This is a genomic window from Maribacter sp. (assembly GCF_039974175.1).
Taxonomy (GTDB): Bacteria; Bacteroidota; Bacteroidia; order Flavobacteriales; family Flavobacteriaceae; genus Maribacter_C.
Window position 1 is genome coordinate 1079033 of sequence record NZ_JBDWJN010000010.1, and the last position, 17994, is coordinate 1097026.

16 protein-coding genes are annotated in these 17994 nt (G+C 39.7%); 11 read left to right on the top strand and 5 right to left on the bottom strand.

The window, feature by feature from the left end; genetic code table 11:
• The first annotated feature begins 11 nt into the window (after window positions 1-11).
• The 4 genes from ABJN95_RS13905 to ABJN95_RS13920 all read left to right on the top strand — a co-directional run bounded on the left by ABJN95_RS13905 (window position 12) and on the right by ABJN95_RS13920 (window position 3479).
• Entirely contained in the window at window positions 12-395 is a 384-nt protein-coding gene (locus tag ABJN95_RS13905) for a DoxX-like family protein (protein ID WP_348371022.1), read from the top strand.
• Window positions 392-1135 carry a DUF2071 domain-containing protein gene (locus ABJN95_RS13910; protein WP_348371024.1) on the top strand — a complete coding sequence of 248 codons (744 nt, stop codon included), beginning with the start codon at window positions 392-394 and terminating at the stop codon, window positions 1133-1135. Before ABJN95_RS13905 ends, ABJN95_RS13910 begins: the two co-directional genes overlap by 4 nt.
• Complete coding sequence (locus ABJN95_RS13915) at window positions 1123-1875, top strand: class I SAM-dependent methyltransferase (protein WP_348371025.1); 753 nt, start codon at window positions 1123-1125, stop codon at window positions 1873-1875. The genes ABJN95_RS13910 and ABJN95_RS13915 overlap by 13 nt, the downstream gene beginning before the upstream one ends.
• Before the next feature lie 467 nt (window positions 1876-2342).
• The gene (locus ABJN95_RS13920; protein ID WP_348371027.1) at window positions 2343-3479 is read left to right on the top strand and encodes a GTP cyclohydrolase; all 1137 of its coding nucleotides are present in this window, start codon (window positions 2343-2345) and stop codon (window positions 3477-3479) included.
• Between the two features lie 76 nt (window positions 3480-3555).
• Here ABJN95_RS13920 and ABJN95_RS13925 read toward each other — a convergent pair whose 3' ends face one another.
• From ABJN95_RS13925 to ABJN95_RS13935, 3 genes are all read right to left on the bottom strand, one after another.
• On the bottom strand, window positions 3556-4815 hold the full coding sequence (locus tag ABJN95_RS13925; protein WP_348371029.1) for an aminotransferase class I/II-fold pyridoxal phosphate-dependent enzyme: 1260 nt from the start codon (window positions 4813-4815) through the stop codon (window positions 3556-3558).
• Window positions 4816-4933: 118 nt separating this feature from the next.
• Window positions 4934-5974, bottom strand: a complete 1041-nt coding sequence (locus ABJN95_RS13930) for a cysteine synthase family protein (protein ID WP_348371031.1) — start codon at window positions 5972-5974, stop codon at window positions 4934-4936.
• 77 nt (window positions 5975-6051) lie between these two features.
• The gene (locus ABJN95_RS13935) at window positions 6052-8184 is read right to left on the bottom strand and encodes a S9 family peptidase (protein WP_348371032.1); all 2133 of its coding nucleotides are present in this window, start codon (window positions 8182-8184) and stop codon (window positions 6052-6054) included.
• Between the two features lie 60 nt (window positions 8185-8244).
• On the opposite strand from ABJN95_RS13935, the gene ABJN95_RS13940 reads away from it, so the two are divergent.
• From ABJN95_RS13940 to ABJN95_RS13950, 3 genes are all read left to right on the top strand, one after another.
• Window positions 8245-8571, top strand: a complete 327-nt coding sequence (locus ABJN95_RS13940) for a YbaB/EbfC family nucleoid-associated protein (RefSeq protein WP_348371034.1) — start codon at window positions 8245-8247, stop codon at window positions 8569-8571.
• 111 nt (window positions 8572-8682) lie between these two features.
• Complete coding sequence (locus ABJN95_RS13945; RefSeq protein WP_348371036.1) at window positions 8683-9138, top strand: thioredoxin family protein; 456 nt, start codon at window positions 8683-8685, stop codon at window positions 9136-9138.
• A 275-nt stretch (window positions 9139-9413) separates the two neighbouring features.
• Window positions 9414-9737 carry a YegP family protein gene (locus ABJN95_RS13950; protein WP_348371038.1) on the top strand — a complete coding sequence of 108 codons (324 nt, stop codon included), beginning with the start codon at window positions 9414-9416 and terminating at the stop codon, window positions 9735-9737.
• Here the strand turns inward: ABJN95_RS13950 and ABJN95_RS13955 are convergent.
• Both ABJN95_RS13955 and ABJN95_RS13960 read right to left on the bottom strand, forming a co-directional pair.
• A complete protein-coding gene (locus ABJN95_RS13955; RefSeq protein ID WP_348371040.1) occupies window positions 9732-10754 on the bottom strand; it encodes a GntG family PLP-dependent aldolase in 1023 nt (340 codons plus the stop codon). The genes ABJN95_RS13950 and ABJN95_RS13955 overlap by 6 nt on opposite strands.
• A gap of 94 nt (window positions 10755-10848) precedes the next feature.
• Window positions 10849-13251, bottom strand: coding sequence for a zinc-dependent metalloprotease (locus ABJN95_RS13960; RefSeq protein ID WP_348371042.1), 2403 nt, complete (start codon window positions 13249-13251; stop codon window positions 10849-10851).
• Between the two features lie 96 nt (window positions 13252-13347).
• Between ABJN95_RS13960 and prfB the strand changes: the two genes are divergently transcribed.
• The 4 genes from prfB (at window position 13348) to ABJN95_RS13980 (ending at window position 17990) form a co-directional block, all read left to right on the top strand.
• Window positions 13348-14452 (top strand): peptide chain release factor 2 gene (prfB, locus tag ABJN95_RS13965; protein ID WP_348371043.1). Its coding sequence is split into 2 segments (ribosomal slippage): window positions 13348-13413 and window positions 13415-14452, totalling 1104 coding nucleotides; the frame shifts between segments, so codons are not numbered across the junction.
• Window positions 14453-14543: 91 nt separating this feature from the next.
• On the top strand, window positions 14544-14885 hold the full coding sequence (gene arsC, locus ABJN95_RS13970; protein WP_348371044.1) for an arsenate reductase (glutaredoxin): 342 nt from the start codon (window positions 14544-14546) through the stop codon (window positions 14883-14885).
• Window positions 14886-15010: 125 nt separating this feature from the next.
• Window positions 15011-15544: a hypothetical protein gene (locus ABJN95_RS13975; RefSeq protein WP_348371046.1), complete on the top strand. Its 534-nt coding sequence runs from the start codon at window positions 15011-15013 to the stop codon at window positions 15542-15544.
• Window position 15545: 1 nt separating this feature from the next.
• Entirely contained in the window at window positions 15546-17990 is a 2445-nt protein-coding gene (locus tag ABJN95_RS13980) for a TonB-dependent receptor (protein WP_348371048.1), read from the top strand.
• The last annotated feature ends 4 nt before the right edge of the window (window positions 17991-17994 follow it).

A 17994-nucleotide genomic window follows, 5' to 3' on the forward strand; every position in this document is an offset into this window, starting at 1 on the left:
ATTGTATATAGTTGACCAACAAACTACTTCATAACATATTCAAAACTTTAATTGCCTTAGTTTGGTTGATCAACGGACTATTCTGTAAGGTCATGAATTATGCACCACGACATCAGGAAATCGTTGGTGAAATACTGGGCACTGATTATGCTGTTTTATTGACAAAGGCCATCGGAGTTTCTGAAATTGTAATGGCCATCTGGGTGTTTTCAGGGGTTAAGTCTCGCTTGAACGTCATACTTCAAATCGCAATAATAGCTGTGATGAATATACTGGAGTTTCTGCTAGTTCCCCATTTGTTACTGTGGGGAAGGTTAAATATTCTTTTTGCTGCACTTTTCCTTTTGGGTATTTACTACAATGAATTCATTTTGAAAAGAAAATTGATCCTATGAGTTCTTTGCTTAAAAATCATCCGTTTGCGGTCAACGCCTTTTTTGATAGCTCAACAGTGCTTACCTACGCGGCTCCGAAAGAGCAGTTGCAAAAGTTTATTCCCGATTGTTTAGAATTAGATACCTTCAACGATAAATGGGGATTTGTGGCCTGCGCCATGGTCCAAACCAAACAGCTAAGACCCAAAGGCTTTCCTAAATTTTTGGGAAATGACTTTTTCCTCATTGGATTTCGCATTTTTGTAAGATACCATACGAGTTGGGGAAAACGACTTAGGGGTTTGTATATCATCAAGTCAGAAACCAACAAAAAGAAAATGGAATACTTCGGCAATCTATTTACCCATTACAAGTATACGACTACAGATATACAACAGAAACTGGAGGGCAAAACAACGATTATATCCTCTGCCAAATCAAATTTTAATATACGCATAGCGCATACAGCGGAAGAAACAACAGCACTGCCACGAGATTCTCCATTCTCAAATTGGAAAGAAGCGCGTCGTTTTGCAGGGCCACTACCCTTCACTTTTACCTATAATGAGCCCAAAAAAGAAGTTTTGATCATCGAGGGTGTTCGTACAAATTGGAAACCTACTCCGCTCAAAATTTTGAATCATTCCATTGCTTTTGTAGAGCGCTTGAATCTTGAAGGTATAGTATTGGCCAATGCCTTTAAAGTAGAACAGGTACCCTACAGCTGGAAAAGGGGTAAAATTGATATATGGAAACCATAAGAAAACCATTTCAGGGTATTACCAATATCATTCGCTTTAACTGGCACTTCTATGCCTTGTCACTAGGTTTGGCTTTAGTGCTGTTTTATCTTTCAGCTATTCAAACCCCGATTCCACGGGCATATTCTTTACTTTTGGCCTCTGTAATTGTACTAACAACATTGATTTCACTAGCTGTATCGCTCTATATTTACGATACTTCAGGCCTATATGCGTTAAAATGGTTAGACAAGCTTGCCGTTGACCAGCCCGATATAATCGTAAATGTAAATGCTGGTTTTGATGAGACCAGTGCATTGTTCGCCAAGAAATATAGCCGTGCTGAGCTTTTTGTTTTAGACTTTTACGACCCCATAAAGCATACCGAAGTCTCAATTAAAAGAGCACGAAAGGCGTATCCGCCCTATCCTAATACCTTACAAATTAAGACCGATACTATTCCTCTAGAAAATGATTCCGCCACCGTAGTTTTTGCTATTTTATCGGCCCATGAGATACGAGAAGACAATGAGCGGATATCCTTTTTTAAAGAGTTGAACCGCATTCTAAAGACGGGTGGAAAAATTGTGGTTACAGAGCATTTGCGAGATCTTCCAAATTTTTTGGCATATACCGTTGGTTTTTTTCATTTTCATTCCAAAAGCACTTGGTTTCAAACCTTTAAGGCTGCCGGACTTGAAGTGTCACAGGAAATCAAAATTACTCCTTTTTTAACCACTTTTGTACTTCAAAATGCTTGAAATTCATCTCAAAATAATCGGTATTTTTCTAATGGTATTGGCATGCGTGCATATTATTTTTCCAAAATACTTTTCATGGAAAAAAGAGTTAGAACAGCTTAGCCTAGTGAACCGCCAAATGATGCAGGTACATACCTTTTTTATAGCATTGGTTGTGTTCTTTATGGGTTTGCTTTGTACTAGGTCGCATACTGACCTTGTACATACCTCATTGGGGAAAAGGATTGCTCTGGGGCTTTCAATCTTCTGGGGAATTCGGTTGTTATTTCAAATTTTTGTCTACTCTTCAAAGCTATGGAGGGGGAAAACTTTTGAGACCATAGTGCATATTGTTTTTACTTTGTTTTGGATTTATTTGACTCTAATTTTCTTCATGGTATACATAGGTTAAAAATCTCTCAATATATCGTACGTAATTTTATTCTAAAGATTAATATCCCTAATATTGAGCTTAGAAAAAACCAGCTATGATTACCCTCAAAGAGGCGGTTACAAAATCAGCATTAAAACAGTTCGTAAAGTTTCCATTTACACTTTACAAAGACTCTCCCTATTGGGTTCCTTCGATTATCAAAGATGAGCTTGAAACTTTTGATAGAACGAAAAACCCTGCTTTTGAAAATGCCGAAGCCTGGTTCTTTTTGGCATATAAAGAAGATCGTGTGGTTGGCAGGGTAGCCGCTATTGTCAACAACTTGGAAATAACCCAACAGCAAGTAAAGAAAATGCGATTTGGTTGGTTTGACTTTATTGATGATTATGAGGTTTCCGAAGCTTTACTCGAAAAAGTAGCTGAGATAGGTCGGGCGCATCAACTAGAATATATGGAAGGCCCTGTGGGCTTTTCAAACTTAGATAAAGTGGGTGTACTTACGGAAGGTTTCGAGCATATAGGTAGTATGGTTACCTGGTACAATCACTCCTATTATCAAGAACACTATGAGCGTTTAGGCTTCGTTAAAGAGAAGGAATATATGGAAAACAAGTTTCCAGCAAGAAACGCCGATCCAGCCCTGTTCACGAAACTAAACGACTTGATCAAGCGTCGCTATGGCCTAAGGGAAGTGAATTTTACCAAAACCAAAGATGTAATGCCGATGGCAGATCAAATGTTCGATCTGTTTAATGAAACCTATTCAAAACTTTCTTCCTTTGTACCTATTACGGAGGTACAGAAGGCCTATTTCAAGAAAAAATATATCAGTTTTATCAATCCGGAGTATATTAAGTTTATTGTCGACAAAACGGATAAACTCATCGCTTTTGCTATCGTTATGCCATCTTTTTCAAGAGCATTGCAAAAGGCAAATGGCAAACTGTTCCCTTTTGGAATTTACCATTTATTGATGGCGAAGAGGCACAGTAAAGATGTATATTTCTATTTGATCGGAATCCATCCAGAGTACCAAAATAAGGGGGTCACAGCCATTGTCTTCAACGAGTATTATAAAACTTTTACCGAGAAAGGCATTGACATGTGCTACCGCACTCCTGAGCTAGAAGAAAATATCGCTATAAAACAAATGTGGAAACATTTTGAACCTGTGGTATACAAGCGAAGACGTACCTATCGGAAAGACCTAAGTTCTTCAAGTTCTGCATAACAAATCTCAAATTGCAAACAACACTTTTTTGAAATTTGAGATTTAATATCAGCGTTTACAAAATATTCGATTGGGTTTACTCGCCCATGGCGGCAGCAACTGCCGCTGAAAGCCTTTTGTAAGTGCCATTCTCCAAACGCTCTCTTATTCCCGAAAAGGCATCTAACGTAATTGCTATATCTTCTAAAGTATGCGTCGCAGTAGGAATCATACGCAACAAAATCAATCCTTTAGGAATTACCGGATACACTACTATTGAACAGAAGATACCATAATTTTCGCGCAGATCTTTCACCAGCGCCATCGCTTCAGGAATACTTCCGTTTAAATAGACTGGGGTAACGCAACTGGTTGTCGTACCGATATCAAAACCTCTTTCCTTCAATCCGTTTTGTAATGCATCTACATTTTCCCAAAGTTTTGCCTTCAACTCTGGCATGGTGCGTAGCATGTCCAAACGCTTTAGCGCCCCTTTTACATAAACCATCGGCAGTGACTTGGCAAACATTTGCGACCGAAGGTTGTATTTTAAATAATCGATAATTTCTTGATCGGCAGCTACAAACGCTCCAATACTGGCCATAGACTTGGCAAAAGTGGCCAAATACACGTCAATATCGTCTTGAACACCTTGCTCCTGACCTGCTCCTGCTCCAGTTTTTCCCAATGTTCCGAAACCATGAGCATCATCAACCAACAGGCGAAATTTATATTTTTTCTTAAGAGCAACGATCTCTTTAAGAATACCTTGTTCACCACGCATACCAAATACTCCCTCGGAAATTACCAAAATACCGCCGCCAGTCTGCTCTGCCATCTTTGTAGCCCGCTCCAAGTTTTTTTCCAAGCTTTCAACGTTGTTGTGTATGAAAGTGAAGCGTTTGCCCATATGCAATCGCACACCATCAATGATACACGCATGGCAATCAACATCATAGACGATAATATCATCTTTGGTGACAAGGGCGTCTATTACCGACATAAATCCTTGATAACCAAAATTTAAGAGATAGGAAGCCTCCTTACTCACGAATTCGGCCAGTTCGCGTTCCAACTGCTCATGAAAATCAGTATGACCACTCATCATACGGGCTCCCATTGGATAAGCAGAACCATGTTCGAGAGCAGCCGCACCATCTATTTTCTTGATTTCCGGTAAATTAGCAAGCCCTAGATAATCATTGATACTCCAAGTGATTACCTCTTTACCTTGAAATTTCATTCGGTTCGAAATCGGACCTTCCAATTTTGGAAAAACAAAATATCCTTCAGCTTGAGAAGCCCACTTACCTAACGGCCCCTTATTCTCAATAATTCTATCAAATATGTCTCTCATCGAGTCTGGTTATGTTTTTGAAAAACTTATGGTTCTGCAAAAATATAGATTTTACATTAGAAAAAAAGGCAATGAACTCAATCGCCATTGCCTTTTTTACCATATTTTCAATGCTTTCTTATCGAATCACCTGTATTTGTTGAGTTTCTTCGATGCTGCTATTATTTAAAAATCCTTGGTCTTCCATCCATTGATCGCTATAAATTTTACTCATATACCGTGATCCGTGGTCTGGAAAAATAAGCACTACCTGACTATCTTTTTTGAATTTGCCCGCGGCATTCAGCTGTTTGGCTGCCTGCATCACCGCACCACAGGTATATCCAGCGAAAATTCCCTCTGTTTTTGATATTTCCCTTGCGGTATGTGCACTTTCTTCATCAGTTACTTTGACAAACTCGTCAATAGTCTCAAAATCGGTAGCGCCAGGTATCAAGTTCTTCCCTAAGCCTTCAATGCGATATGGATAAATTTCTTCAGTGTCCAGTTCTCCGGTTTCGTGGTATTTCTTCAATACTGATCCAAAAGCATCAACACCTATAACCTGTATATCAGGGTCTTGCTCCTTTAAGTAACGTGCTGTACCAGAAATTGTACCTCCTGTTCCACTACATGCAACCAAATGGGTTATGTTACCATTGGTTTGTTTCCATATTTCCGGCCCTGTTGATTTATAATGTGCCTCCATATTCAACTCATTAAAATACTGGTTGATATAGATAGATCCCTTTGTTTCTTCATGCAAACGCTTTGCTACCTGGTAATACGATCGCGGATCGTCGGCACTGACGTGAGCAGGGCATACATAAACCTTTGCACCCATAGATCGCAACATATCGATTTTGTCTGGAGAAGATTTCGAACTTACGGCAAGAATGCAGTTGTATCCCTTGATAATGCTTACCATAGCAATACTAAAACCCGTATTGCCCGAGGTAGTTTCTATGATGGTGCTGCCTTCAGTAAGAACTCCTTTTCGCTCCGCTTCTTCAATAATATAAGCAGCAATGCGATCTTTAGAAGAATGACCCGGATTAAGGGCTTCCACCTTGGCATAAAAATTACCCGTTAAATTTTGTGATATTGTATTTAGCTTGACAAGCGGGGTATTCCCTATTAGTTCTAGGACAGTATTGCAAGCATTGATTTTATCTTCCATATAATGGCATCTAGGTAGAATATTCATATTGACTTGGAAATATGAAATTCGGCTACAAAATTAACATTTTTTTTAAACTAATCGATTTTACCCTCTAAATCTAGCAAAAACGCGTATTCTTTGGCTACTTCTTTTAATGATTCGAAGCGACCGGAAGCCCCACCATGCCCCGTATCCATATTGATATCGAACAATAAGATATTATCATCTGTTTTTATGTCTCGAAGCTTAGCAACCCACTTTGCTGGTTCAAAATACTGTACTTGCGAATCATGCAATCCTGAGGTGACCAACATGTTAGGATACCCTTTCGCAGCAACCTGATCATAGGGTGAATATGATTTCATATAATCGTAATACTCTTTTTTGTTCGGATTGCCCCATTCGTCATACTCGCCAGTTGTAAGGGGAATTGAATCATCTAACATCGTTGTAACCACATCAACAAAGGGCACTGAAGCTACGATACCATTATATAATTCTGGGGCCATATTCACTACAGCTCCCATTAAAAGCCCCCCAGCCGAGCCTCCCATGGCGTACAAATGTTCGGGATTTGTATAGTTTTCCGATATCAGATACTTCGAACAATCAACGAAATCGTTAAACGTGTTTTTCTTTTTTAGGAGTTTACCGTCTTCATACCAGGGCCTTCCTAGATATTGCCCTCCCCGAACGTGTGCTAAGGCATACACAAAGCCGCGGTCTAGCAAGCTCAAACGAACGGTTGAAAAATAAGGATCTATGGTCGCACCATAGGAGCCGTATGCATATTGTAAAATTGGAACATTTCCGTCTAACTTAGTATCCTTATGATATACGATTGACATCGGTACTTTCGCGCCGTCTCTGGCCGGAGCCCAAATTCGCTTCTCAATGTAATTTTCCTTATCAAATTCCCCTCCCAAGACTTCTTGTTCTTTTTTGATTTCCTTTTCTTGGGTTTTCATATTAAAATCGATAATCGAACTAGGTGTTACCATCGAATTGTAACGATAACGAAGTATTTCGGTATCAAAATCAGGGTTCGTAGTGGCATTTGCGGTGTAGGTTTCATTATCAAATGGCAGATAATAGCTATCTGAACCATCCCATCGAACAATTTTTATCTCGTTAAGCCCATTTTTTCGCTCAGAAAGCACATAAAATTCTTTGAAGATGTCCATCCCTTCCAATAAAACATCTGCCCTGTGCGGAATAAACTCTTTCCAATTTTCAGCAGCGGTATCTCCTTCAGCGACCTTCATCAACTTAAAATTGGTTGCTCCGTCTTTATTGGTCAATACGTAAAAGTCATTTTCGTAATGTGAAATACCGTATTCAAGTCCTCGTGTTCTAGGAGAGAAAACTTTGAATTCTCCGTTTGGGTCACTGGCCTTTAACGTTCTGAATTCAGTTGTCAGCGTACTATAGGAAGCTATAATAATGTATTTTTTAGATTTCGATTTGTATACATATGCACCGAAGGTTTCATCTTCTTCATTATAGACCAAAGTATCTTCGGCATCTCCTAACTTATGCTTGAATATTTTATCGGAACGGAGGGTAACATCGTCTTGCTTGCTATAAAAGATAGTCGTATTATCATCAGCCCAAACCGAATTTCCTGAAGTGTTGTCAACCTTGTCAGGAAGCAGTTCTCCTGTAATTAGGTTTTTAATTTGAAGCGTATACTTCCTCCTAGATACGGTATCTACAGAGAAAGCGGCCAAGGTATTGTCTGGACTAATAGAAAAGCTAGACAAGTTAAAAAACTCATGCCCTTCTGCTAATACGTTACAATCAAACAGAATCTCTTCTTCCGCATCGAGACTTTCCTTTTTTCTACTATAAACAGGGTACTCCTTACCCACTTCATATCTAGTAATATACCAGTAACCATTTTGCTTGTACGGAACCGAAGAATCGTCCTCTTTGATGCGAGATTTCATTTCTTCAAATAACGAAGATTGAAAATCTTTGGTATGTCGGGTCATTTCAGCGTAATAGGCATTTTCCTTTTCGAGGTGAGCGATAACCTCCTGATCCTCTCTATCATTCATCCAGTAATAATTGTCTACCCGCACATCATCGTGCTTCACCAACTCTTTGGGCACTTTCTTTGCAACTGGAGCTTCCGTTTTACTCATATCATTCTTCTGGTTTTGACAAGAAATCGCAAAAGTAAGACATCCTAAAAGAACAATTTTAAATTTAACCATCTGTGCCATATATGTGATTTTGCACGCAATTTAGTAATTTTACCATCTAGTAACAGTTAAAGGATTATTATGTTTGGAGATATGATGGGTATGATGGGAAAACTGAAAGAGACCCAGCAAAAAGTGGAAGCTACTAAAAAACGCCTAGATACGGTGAGTCTGGAAGAAAGCGCGCCAGAAGGACTTGTGAAGGTGGTGATAACAGCCAATAGAACTATTAAAGAAATTCAAATTGATGAACGTCTTTTGAATGACATCGAGCAATTGGAGGATTATTTGATACTAACTGTCAACAAGGCCATTGAGAAAGCAACTCAGGTCAACGAATCGGAACTAGCCGCAGTTGCAAAAGCGGGAATGCCGAACATACCAGGTATGGACAACCTATTCAAGTAAGTAGATAATGTGAGGCGCTATACTAAAAATCTAATAGTTTTCGTTAGCATAGCAGAAGACTATTAAGCAATACTTTGGCAAGCTAATTGCCATATAGTTAAAAATACAAAGATGAAATACCTGCTCCTATTTTTAATTTTACCATTTTTTATGTCTTCTCAAGCCGATAAGACGATGGTTGCTGACAATCAATGGCTGACCAATTACGAGACAGCTATGCAATCCGCAACGAAAAACAATAAGAATGTTTTGGTTTATTTTACAGGAAGCGATTGGTGTCAACCCTGTAAGATGCTAAAGAAAGATTTGTTCGAATCTGCTGATTTTATGGCGCTTGCCGATAAGTATGTTCTTCTTTATATCGATATTCCCATGAACAGAGACCTTCTTACTGTTGAACAATTACAGCATAACAAAGAACTCTCTTCTAAATTGAACAAAAAAGGAGCAGTGCCACTTCTCAAAATATTAGATAAGAATGGCAAAGAACTGGATATGTACTCTGGGTATAGCATGAATGGCGAAACCCGATACCATCTAGATCTTCTTGAAAAGTATAAATCATAATTAGCCGTTTTTCACGAAATAAAGGGGGCGTTTTGAAAAGCCCTTCGGTACAGCAGTTTTTGGTTTTTGGCGTTGAATAGTCATTCGCCAGCAACAACTGCGCCCATGGAAATGAGATAAACAGCACTGCTTTAACCTGCTTTCAGAAAAGTCTTTGTCTGAATACATGGCACTCTATGAAAAAGTAAATTGTGGTTTTCAATTTATTTGTGACTAGATCAATACCATATAGACGCTTGAAAAGCGTATTTTTAATGGAGTGTAACTCTTTAGAAATGATTGAAATCAAAAAAAATGCAATTGATGACTATTGCTTTATATTGAAAGCTGAGAGCGGTCAAGCCCTGCTAAATAGTGTAACTTTCTCCAACAAGATAACGGTAGATGAAGTGGTCGATTCTTTGACAACTTTAAAAAGAAACCGCAACACTATAGAAAGAAAGACTAATCATAGCGGAAAATTCCTTTTTTGTTTAAAAAACAATAATGGGGAAATCATTGGCAATAGCTTGCTATATGGATCTGAAGCAGGTATGGAAAACGGAATAAAAAATCTCATTAGCAGAATTAATTTCTTATCGGAATCAAACCAATTATAATTTTTGCAACAGTGCTATAAAACTAGCGTGCATATCATCGGTGTAATCGAGGTGGGTAACTATGCGAAGCTTCCCCTGGCCCATGCCAATGATATGAACGTTTTTCTCTTTTAACTTCTCGACAAACGATTCACTGCTCATTTTAGCGTTATCGATTTCAAAAATTATAATATTGGTCTCTATTGGCTCTACTTTCTTTATAAAAGATAAGCCTTCTAGAACAACACCTAACTCTTTGGCTTTTTTATGATCTGCGGCTAAACGTTCAACTTGATGTTCTAACGCATAGCTTGCGGCAGCGGCTAAAAATCCTGCCTGGCGCATTCCGCCCCCAAAAACCTTGCGAATGCGAAGTGCTTTTTCTATATCTGATACGCTTCCAACCAAAACTGAACCAACAGGGCATCCCAGGCCCTTACTAAGGCATACACTGATGGTGTCAAACAAATCGCCATATTGATCAGCGGTTTCTTTTTTGGCAACCAATGCGTTCCATAAGCGAGCACCATCTAAATGATAGCTCAAATCATGTTCTGCACAGATTTTCTTTATCCGCTTTAGTTCCTCAAATTTCCAACACGCCCCACCACCCTTATTCGCGGTGTTTTCGATACAGACTAATGTGGTCAACGGACTGTGATAAAAATCTGGGGGATTTATGGCCGCTTCAACCTGCTCTGCTGTCATCATACCGCGATGGCCATCAACCAATTTACATGATACCCCACTATTAAAGCTGACACCTCCGCCTTCATAGTTATAGATATGTGCATATTTATCACAAATCAGTTGGTCACCCGCATTGGTATGAAGCTTGATAGCTGTTTGATTGGTCATAGTGCCCGAAGGAAAAAATAAGGCGGCTTCTTTGTTAAACATGCGCGCCACTTTCTCTTCTAGGGCGTTTACGCTCGGGTCAGCTTTAAAAACATCATCACCTACTTCTGCAGACAGCATGGCGTCCAACATTCCTGGGGTAGGTTTTGTAACTGTATCGCTAATTAGATTTATTTCCAAGGGAATTATGAATTAAAATTCAAATCAAATAATCAACTTCAACTGCCATGGCATGTAACTTAGATCTGAGTTTGTTTTTTGTGATTATTTTCTATTAATGAAAACACCCCATTCCAATAGGGGAACCATCTGGTAACTTCGGAGACGGAACCACCTTAAATTTATCGGGATTCTTCATGAACGCATTTATTCGTCGAACCATTTCGGCCTTATTAGCATCGCCACCATTAATCATAAAAGCTGATTTTAAAGCATCTAATTTCTTATTGGCTATTGCATTTACTTGCGGATGCACATTATTATGAGCTGCTAAATTCATTAAGTGAAAAAGAACGCGAAAATTTATGGTAGTTTGCACTTCGCTGATATAGGAGTCCTTTTGACTACGCATCAGTGTAGTAGAAACCACTTGATCTAAAACATCTTGCAGTCCAATATTTTTGGGGTTGGTAGCCTTTTGCTGAATCAAACGACTAGCTCTTTCTGGATGCAGTAATAAGGCTAAGGTCATATCAGCAGCCGTTTCAGCAGCAGAAAGGGCATCAAAAGTGACCCCAGTCTTCCCAGTAATAGATTCTCTAGTTCTCCCATAGCCAAAGGCTCTGGGAGGAAACAAGCTCAATTTTTCTTTTGGAATGCCAATTATGGAAGCATCTAAAGTTTTTAATATACTTTTTAAGGCTTTTTCTTGCATTGCCTTATCTACAACGCGAACCGTCTCTTGCCCATCTCCTTTAACCGCGTAGTTGTATTCTAAGCCACCAACCACCTTGGCGACGGCTTCCGTTTGATATCTGTGAAAGAAGTACAAGGGCACAAAAACATCCTCTAATACAGAATTCGGTTGATTCGTTGGGATATTATCAATAGAAAAGTTGTCGATGGCAGTTTTTCGCACCTCCAGCATGGCATCTAACTCTGCACTGACACTTTTACCGTTATCCCATAAATGTGCTAAAACATGAGCACTACCTTGCGGACGCGCATCTTGATCTGTTATAAAGCGTAAACCATCGGCAGCGGACTTTTCTAAGATCTTATTCAATTCTTCCTTTTCATTTGCCCCTTCAGCAAAGGTTTCATACGAATAGGCCACCGAAACCTTGTCCCAATCTCCTATTCCTACGGCATAGGCATTTGAAAAATCGATAGCGCCATCCTTTACAGAAAACTGCGGATGCGGATAGTCCATTACCGAAGCACGATTGTTCGTACTTGCCGCATAATTGTGTGCAAAACCAAGGGTATGTCCGATTTCATGTGCCGAAAGTTGGCGAATACGGGCAATGGCCATATCTAACATCGGCTTGTGATTATCGTCTCGTTCAGCATAAGGTTTGTTCATCAAAGCTTGAGCAATTAGAAAGTCTTGACGAATTCGTAAACTTCCCAAACTCACATGGCCTTTCATAATCTCACCGGTTCTTGGGTCGGTTACACTTGCACCATAACTCCACCCCCTAGTAGAACGATGTACCCATTGAATTACATTGTATCTCACATCTAGCGGGTCGGCATCATCTGGCAGCATTTTCACTTGAAAAGCATCTTTGTACCCTATAGCTTCGAAAGCCTGATTCCACCATCGTCCGCCTTCCAGTAAAGCCGAACGAACAGGTTCTGGAGTGCCATTATCCAAATAATAAATAATAGGTGTTACTGCTTCACTGATTGCAGCGCTAGGGTCTTTCTTTTCCAAACGATGTCTTCGAATAAAGCGTTTTAAAATTGGAGATTCTACTGGGGTAGCGTAATCGTAATATGAAAATGCACCGGCTCCAGATCGCGGGTCAAATGCTCTTTGCTGATAACCAGTATCAGGCAGTTCAATAAACGAGTGATGTTGCGCTACAGTAACCAATTTAGCATTTGGTGTAACTGAACGAATATTTCTTCCTTCCGGATTACCGGCAAAGGTCAAAGTTACATCCAACTCAATGTTCTTTGGAAATGCCTTGGTGCGTTCTAAAGCCATTGCACTCTTGGTTTTATCAAGCTTATATGCGCCTTGCTTATTTCGTTTTAGTCTTCCGATAACGCCATGGGTGTCCTGCATTAGGAAATCTGTGATATCAATGGTGTATTTTCCCTTGGATTCTGACTCAATCATAAAGCCCCCTAAAATAGATTTAGCAAAAGCTTGCTCCACCGACTTCTTCTCCAACACATTATCTGTCAAAGCTCTAAAATCCATATTCGGCTGTACCAGCAACAATTTATTACCTGCTTTCTTAAAGAAAACAACTTGGGTGCTTCCAAGCTGCCCTCTGTCCAAGCCAATATCATTACTACCGATGCCACTACTTAAAGAAGAGACATAAAGAAACTCTTTTTCTAGATCAGCTACCTCCAAATAAATTTTATCGGTCTTCGCATCATATTGAAAATTGAAAAATCCATTAAACTTTTGAAAATCCTTACTTTTTTCAGCGAATTGTGCACTTAACAGCGTGGAGATAAAAACAAATAAAAATGTTAGAGGTAGATGGTGTTTCATAATATATGTGTCCAATGGAATTAGTCAGCTCTAAATTTAGATAAAATTGATTGCACAACAAGAGTTATACCCTATTTTTGCCGAAAAGGAGTTAGAATGACAATTACGACTGACCACTACAAAGGTCTTCAAGATCGCCTTGGTGCGTTAAGGAGGTATCTTTGACATTGATGCCAAGCTTATAGAAATAGAAAACGAGCAGGAAAAAACGCTTGCTCCCAACTTCTGGGACAACCCGCAGGAAGCACAGGCCCATATGAAATTCATTCAATCTAAAAAACAATGGGTGGATGACTTTAATGTTGCCAATTCCTTAGTCGGAGACCTTGAGGTACTAATCGAATTTCAACAGGAAGACGAAGTAACCGAAAAGGAGGTAAATGTGCACTATGAGAAAACCCTAAACCATCTTGAAAAACTAGAGTTCAAGAACATGCTTTCAGAAGAAGGAGATGAACTCCCTGCAGTACTTCAAATTACTGCTGGTGCAGGAGGAACTGAAAGCTGCGATTGGGCTGCAATGCTTATGCGCATGTATATGATGTGGAGCGAAAAAAACGGTTATAAGGTGAAAGAACTCAACTACCAAGAAGGTGATGTAGCCGGAATAAAAACCGTCACCTTAGAAATAAACGGTGATTTTGCTTTCGGATGGCTTAAAAGCGAAAATGGAGTACACCGTTTGGTGCGTATTTCGCCTTTCGACAGCAATGCAAAGCGGCATACCTCGTTTGTTTCTGTTTATGTTTACCCGCTGGTAGATGATAGTATTGAGGTTGATGTGAATCCAGCAGATATTACGATTACAACGGCCCGGTCAAGCGGTGCGGGCGGGCAAAACGTAAACAAGGTAGAAACCAAGGTACAGTTGGTGCATCATCCTACCGGTATTCAAATTTCTTGTTCAGACTCTCGCAGTCAACACGACAACAGGGCTACCGCCATGAAGATGCTGAAATCACAGTTGTACGAAATCGAACTCCGAAAAAAGATGGAAGCACGCCAGGAAATTGAATCCTCAAAAATGAAAATAGAATGGGGATCTCAAATTCGCAACTATGTAATGCACCCCTACAAATTGGTTAAAGACGTGCGTACCGCAGAGGAAACGGGAAACGTAGATGCGGTATTGGATGGCGATATTGACCGTTTTTTAAAGGCCTATTTGATGGCGATGGGACAAAAAGAAGAGGAAAATTAAAAATAGCTAGGTGCCAATGAGGGATAGTTCTTCGAACCAAAAATGAACTCCACCTTGGCCCTACAGCAACAAACCTAAAGATTAAACAAACATGCTAAAAATATACCACAATCCAAGATGTAGAAAATCTCGAGAAGGATTAGCCATACTAGAGCAATCTGGAAAACCCTTTGAAGTGATCAAGTATTTAGAAGAGATTCCCACAAAGGAAGAATTACGCAGTGTTCTCAGTTGTCTGGACATATCACCCGAGAATTTGGTTCGAAAAAACGAAGCCGTTTGGAAAGAGAATTATCGCGGGAAGCTACTTTCTGATGAGGAAATTCTAGATGCCATGATCCTTCATCCAAAGTTAATCGAACGCCCTATTGTGGTTAATGGTAACAAAGCAATTATTGGAAGACCGCCAGAAGCGATACAAGAAGTACTATAACTAGGCAATTTCATTCACCTTCCCTGAGTTTTGGTACATTTGTTGCTATGTTGTTTTTAACAAACATTTAACCTATCGCGGTTAAACCATCATCTAATTTTGAAATCAATATAAAGTTCAGTCCTATGAAAACCAATATTAAACATTTAATCGTACTATTTATTCTTTTACTGGGAGCTTCAGAAATTCAAGCACAATATGGATACGGCTATGGCGGCGGAGGTTATGGGTATGGAGGCTATGGCGGTAGAGGGGCATATGGTTATGGCCGTGGAAGAAGTGCAATTCCTCAAGCCGGACCGACAACACCGAAAGCACCTGAGCCAAAAACTGCAGCTCAAATAGTAGATGCAGAGATGCCGGCAATAGCAGAAACCTTAGGATTGGATGAATTTGAAAAGGCCGTTTTGAGCACTACCCTTAAAAAGTATGTTCAAGAACGTATTGAATTGCAGATATTAAAACTTCCTGCAGATAAAATGCGCGAAGCGTATCAAAAAATAACAGAACGACAAGATGAAGAACTCAAGGCAGGTCTTCCTCTTGAGAAATATGAAGCTTTTGTTCAGATGCAGAAAGATGGCGTTGCCAAAATGCAAAAGCAAATGAAGAAAGAGGAAAAGCGAAAAAAGAAGAAAAAGAAAAAATCAAAAGGCTAATATGAAGAAACTCCTCCCCTTAACCATTTTCCTAATCGTATTTACCACTTACGCACAAAGACCACAAGCTCGAGGAGGACAAAGACCAAGCCCGATCACCATAACAGGAACCGTTTTAGATCAAGAAACGAACGAACCTCTTGAATACGCAACCTTAGTTTTACAAAGCCTTAGAGATAGCACAAAAATCACTGGTGGCATTACAAATGCCGAAGGAAAGTTCGCGGTTGAAACCATGCCCGGACGCTATGATGTCAGTGTTGAATACATCTCATTTACTTCATACCAACTTAAAGCACAGGTTTTTCGCAGCACAACCGATCTCGGTACTATCAAGTTGGCCCCGGATGTCGCCCAACTGGAAGGTGTTGAAGTCATCGCAGAAAAAACTACAGTAGAAATTCGTCTAGACAAAAAGATTTACAATGTTGGAAAAGATTTGACCGTAAGCGGCGGAACGGTAAGTGACGTGCTCGATAATGTTCCTTCTGTGTCAGTAGATGTAGAGGGTAATGTACAACTGCGTGGTAATGACGACGTACGCATTTTGATCGATGGAAAACCATCTGCTATCACCGGCCTAAATTCAACCGAAGCCCTGCAACAATTGCCGGCCGAATCTATAGAGAAAGTAGAAGTTATTACCTCTCCCTCTGCTAGATATGATGCTGAGGGTTCTGGCGGAATTATCAATATTGTTTTAAGAAGGAGTAAGCTCCAAGGAATGAACGGGGCATTAACCGCCAACATAGGAGACCCTGCTCGTTTTGGTTTAAATGGAAATTTAAATTACCGAACCGGCGATATCAATATTTTTACCAATACCGGATATAATTATCGCAACTCTCCTGGAAATACGTTTAATAACACCAATTTCTTTGACCAAGACGGCAATTTTACCAATAGTATCACCGAAGATGGAACGCGAGAACGACTGCGCAAAGGAATCAATACCAATTTCGGAGTAGAATGGTATGTCAATGAAACTGCTTCGATAACGCAGAGCATTTTTATTCGCAGCTCAGACAATTCAAGCGAAACCACGAATAACTTTTCCCAACTAGATACGGATTTGAATGGCACCAGTGGGTTTCGATTCGATGCGGAAACCGAAGACGATAATACCTTTCAATATTCTTTTAACTATGATAAAAAGTTCAATGATTCTGGGCATAAACTAACCTATGCCTTTCAATACGAAACCAGTGAGGAGGTTGAGGCATCGCTCATTCAACAAAATGGTTTTGACAGTGAAACGGTGCGCACAGCAGAAGATCAAAGACGTGTTTTTATGCAAGCCGACTATGTACTTCCCATAGGAGAAAACCACCAGTTTGAACTAGGGTACCGTGGTGATTTCAATCGTTTGGAAACAGATTATGACGTTGTGTTTATTCAACCAACCATTGATGAATTAGGAATTACCAATCCGAGTAATGTACTTGACTTTAAAGAAACTATAAACGCAGTTTACGCTCAATTTGGAAGCAAAATCAAAAAATTTAACTACTTGGCTGGGTTGCGCTATGAAGCCACTCGACTTATCATCAATCTGGTAGAGCGTAGTGATTTCAATAGAAATAACTTTGATGGTTTCTTTCCAACATTGAACTTGAATTATGAAATTACTGAAAAGCAAAGCCTCTCGCTAGGGTATAACAGAAGGCTAAGGCGCCCAAGATCATTTTTCTTAAACCCGTTTCCATCTCGATCAAGTCCCACGAATTTATTCCAAGGAAACCCTAATCTTACTCCATCCTTTAGCAACCAGGTAGATTTCGGATATCTTAACCGTTTTGAAAAAGTGACGCTAAATGCATCTATATATTTCCAAAGGGCTACAGATGTCATTACGTTTATTACTGAGGATACCGGGGAAGATACTTTTTTTGATGGTCAGCAAGTAAGTATATTGCGAAGAACCCCCGTCAATTTAGCCAAGAACGATCGCTACGGATTAGAATTCACCACGAGCTATAGGCCCAATAGAAATTGGAACATCAACGGTAACTTCAATATGTTCAACCTCATTACAAGGGGAGATTTTAACGGGCAAAACTTTGATGCTGAAAACTTAAGTTGGTTTGTGCGTTTAAATAATAAAATAACCTTATTCGAAAACATTGACTGGCAAACACGTTTTTTCTATCGTGGCCCAAGGGAAACAGCACAATCAAGAAGTAAAGGTATCGCTTCTGTTAGCCTTGCATTTAGCAAAGATTTGTTAAAAGAAAAGGCCTCCTTGGCCTTAAACGTGAGTGATGTTTTCAATAGTCGCAAACGAATAAGTGAAACGTTCACACCCTTCTTCGAAAGTGATAACGAGTCTCAATTTAGAGTTCGCTCGATAAATTTATCATTTACCTATCGCTTTAATCAAAAGAAAAAAAGGAATGGTGAGCGTCGAAATGGCGGTGATGATGGAGAGTTTGAAGAACAAGGGTAAAACC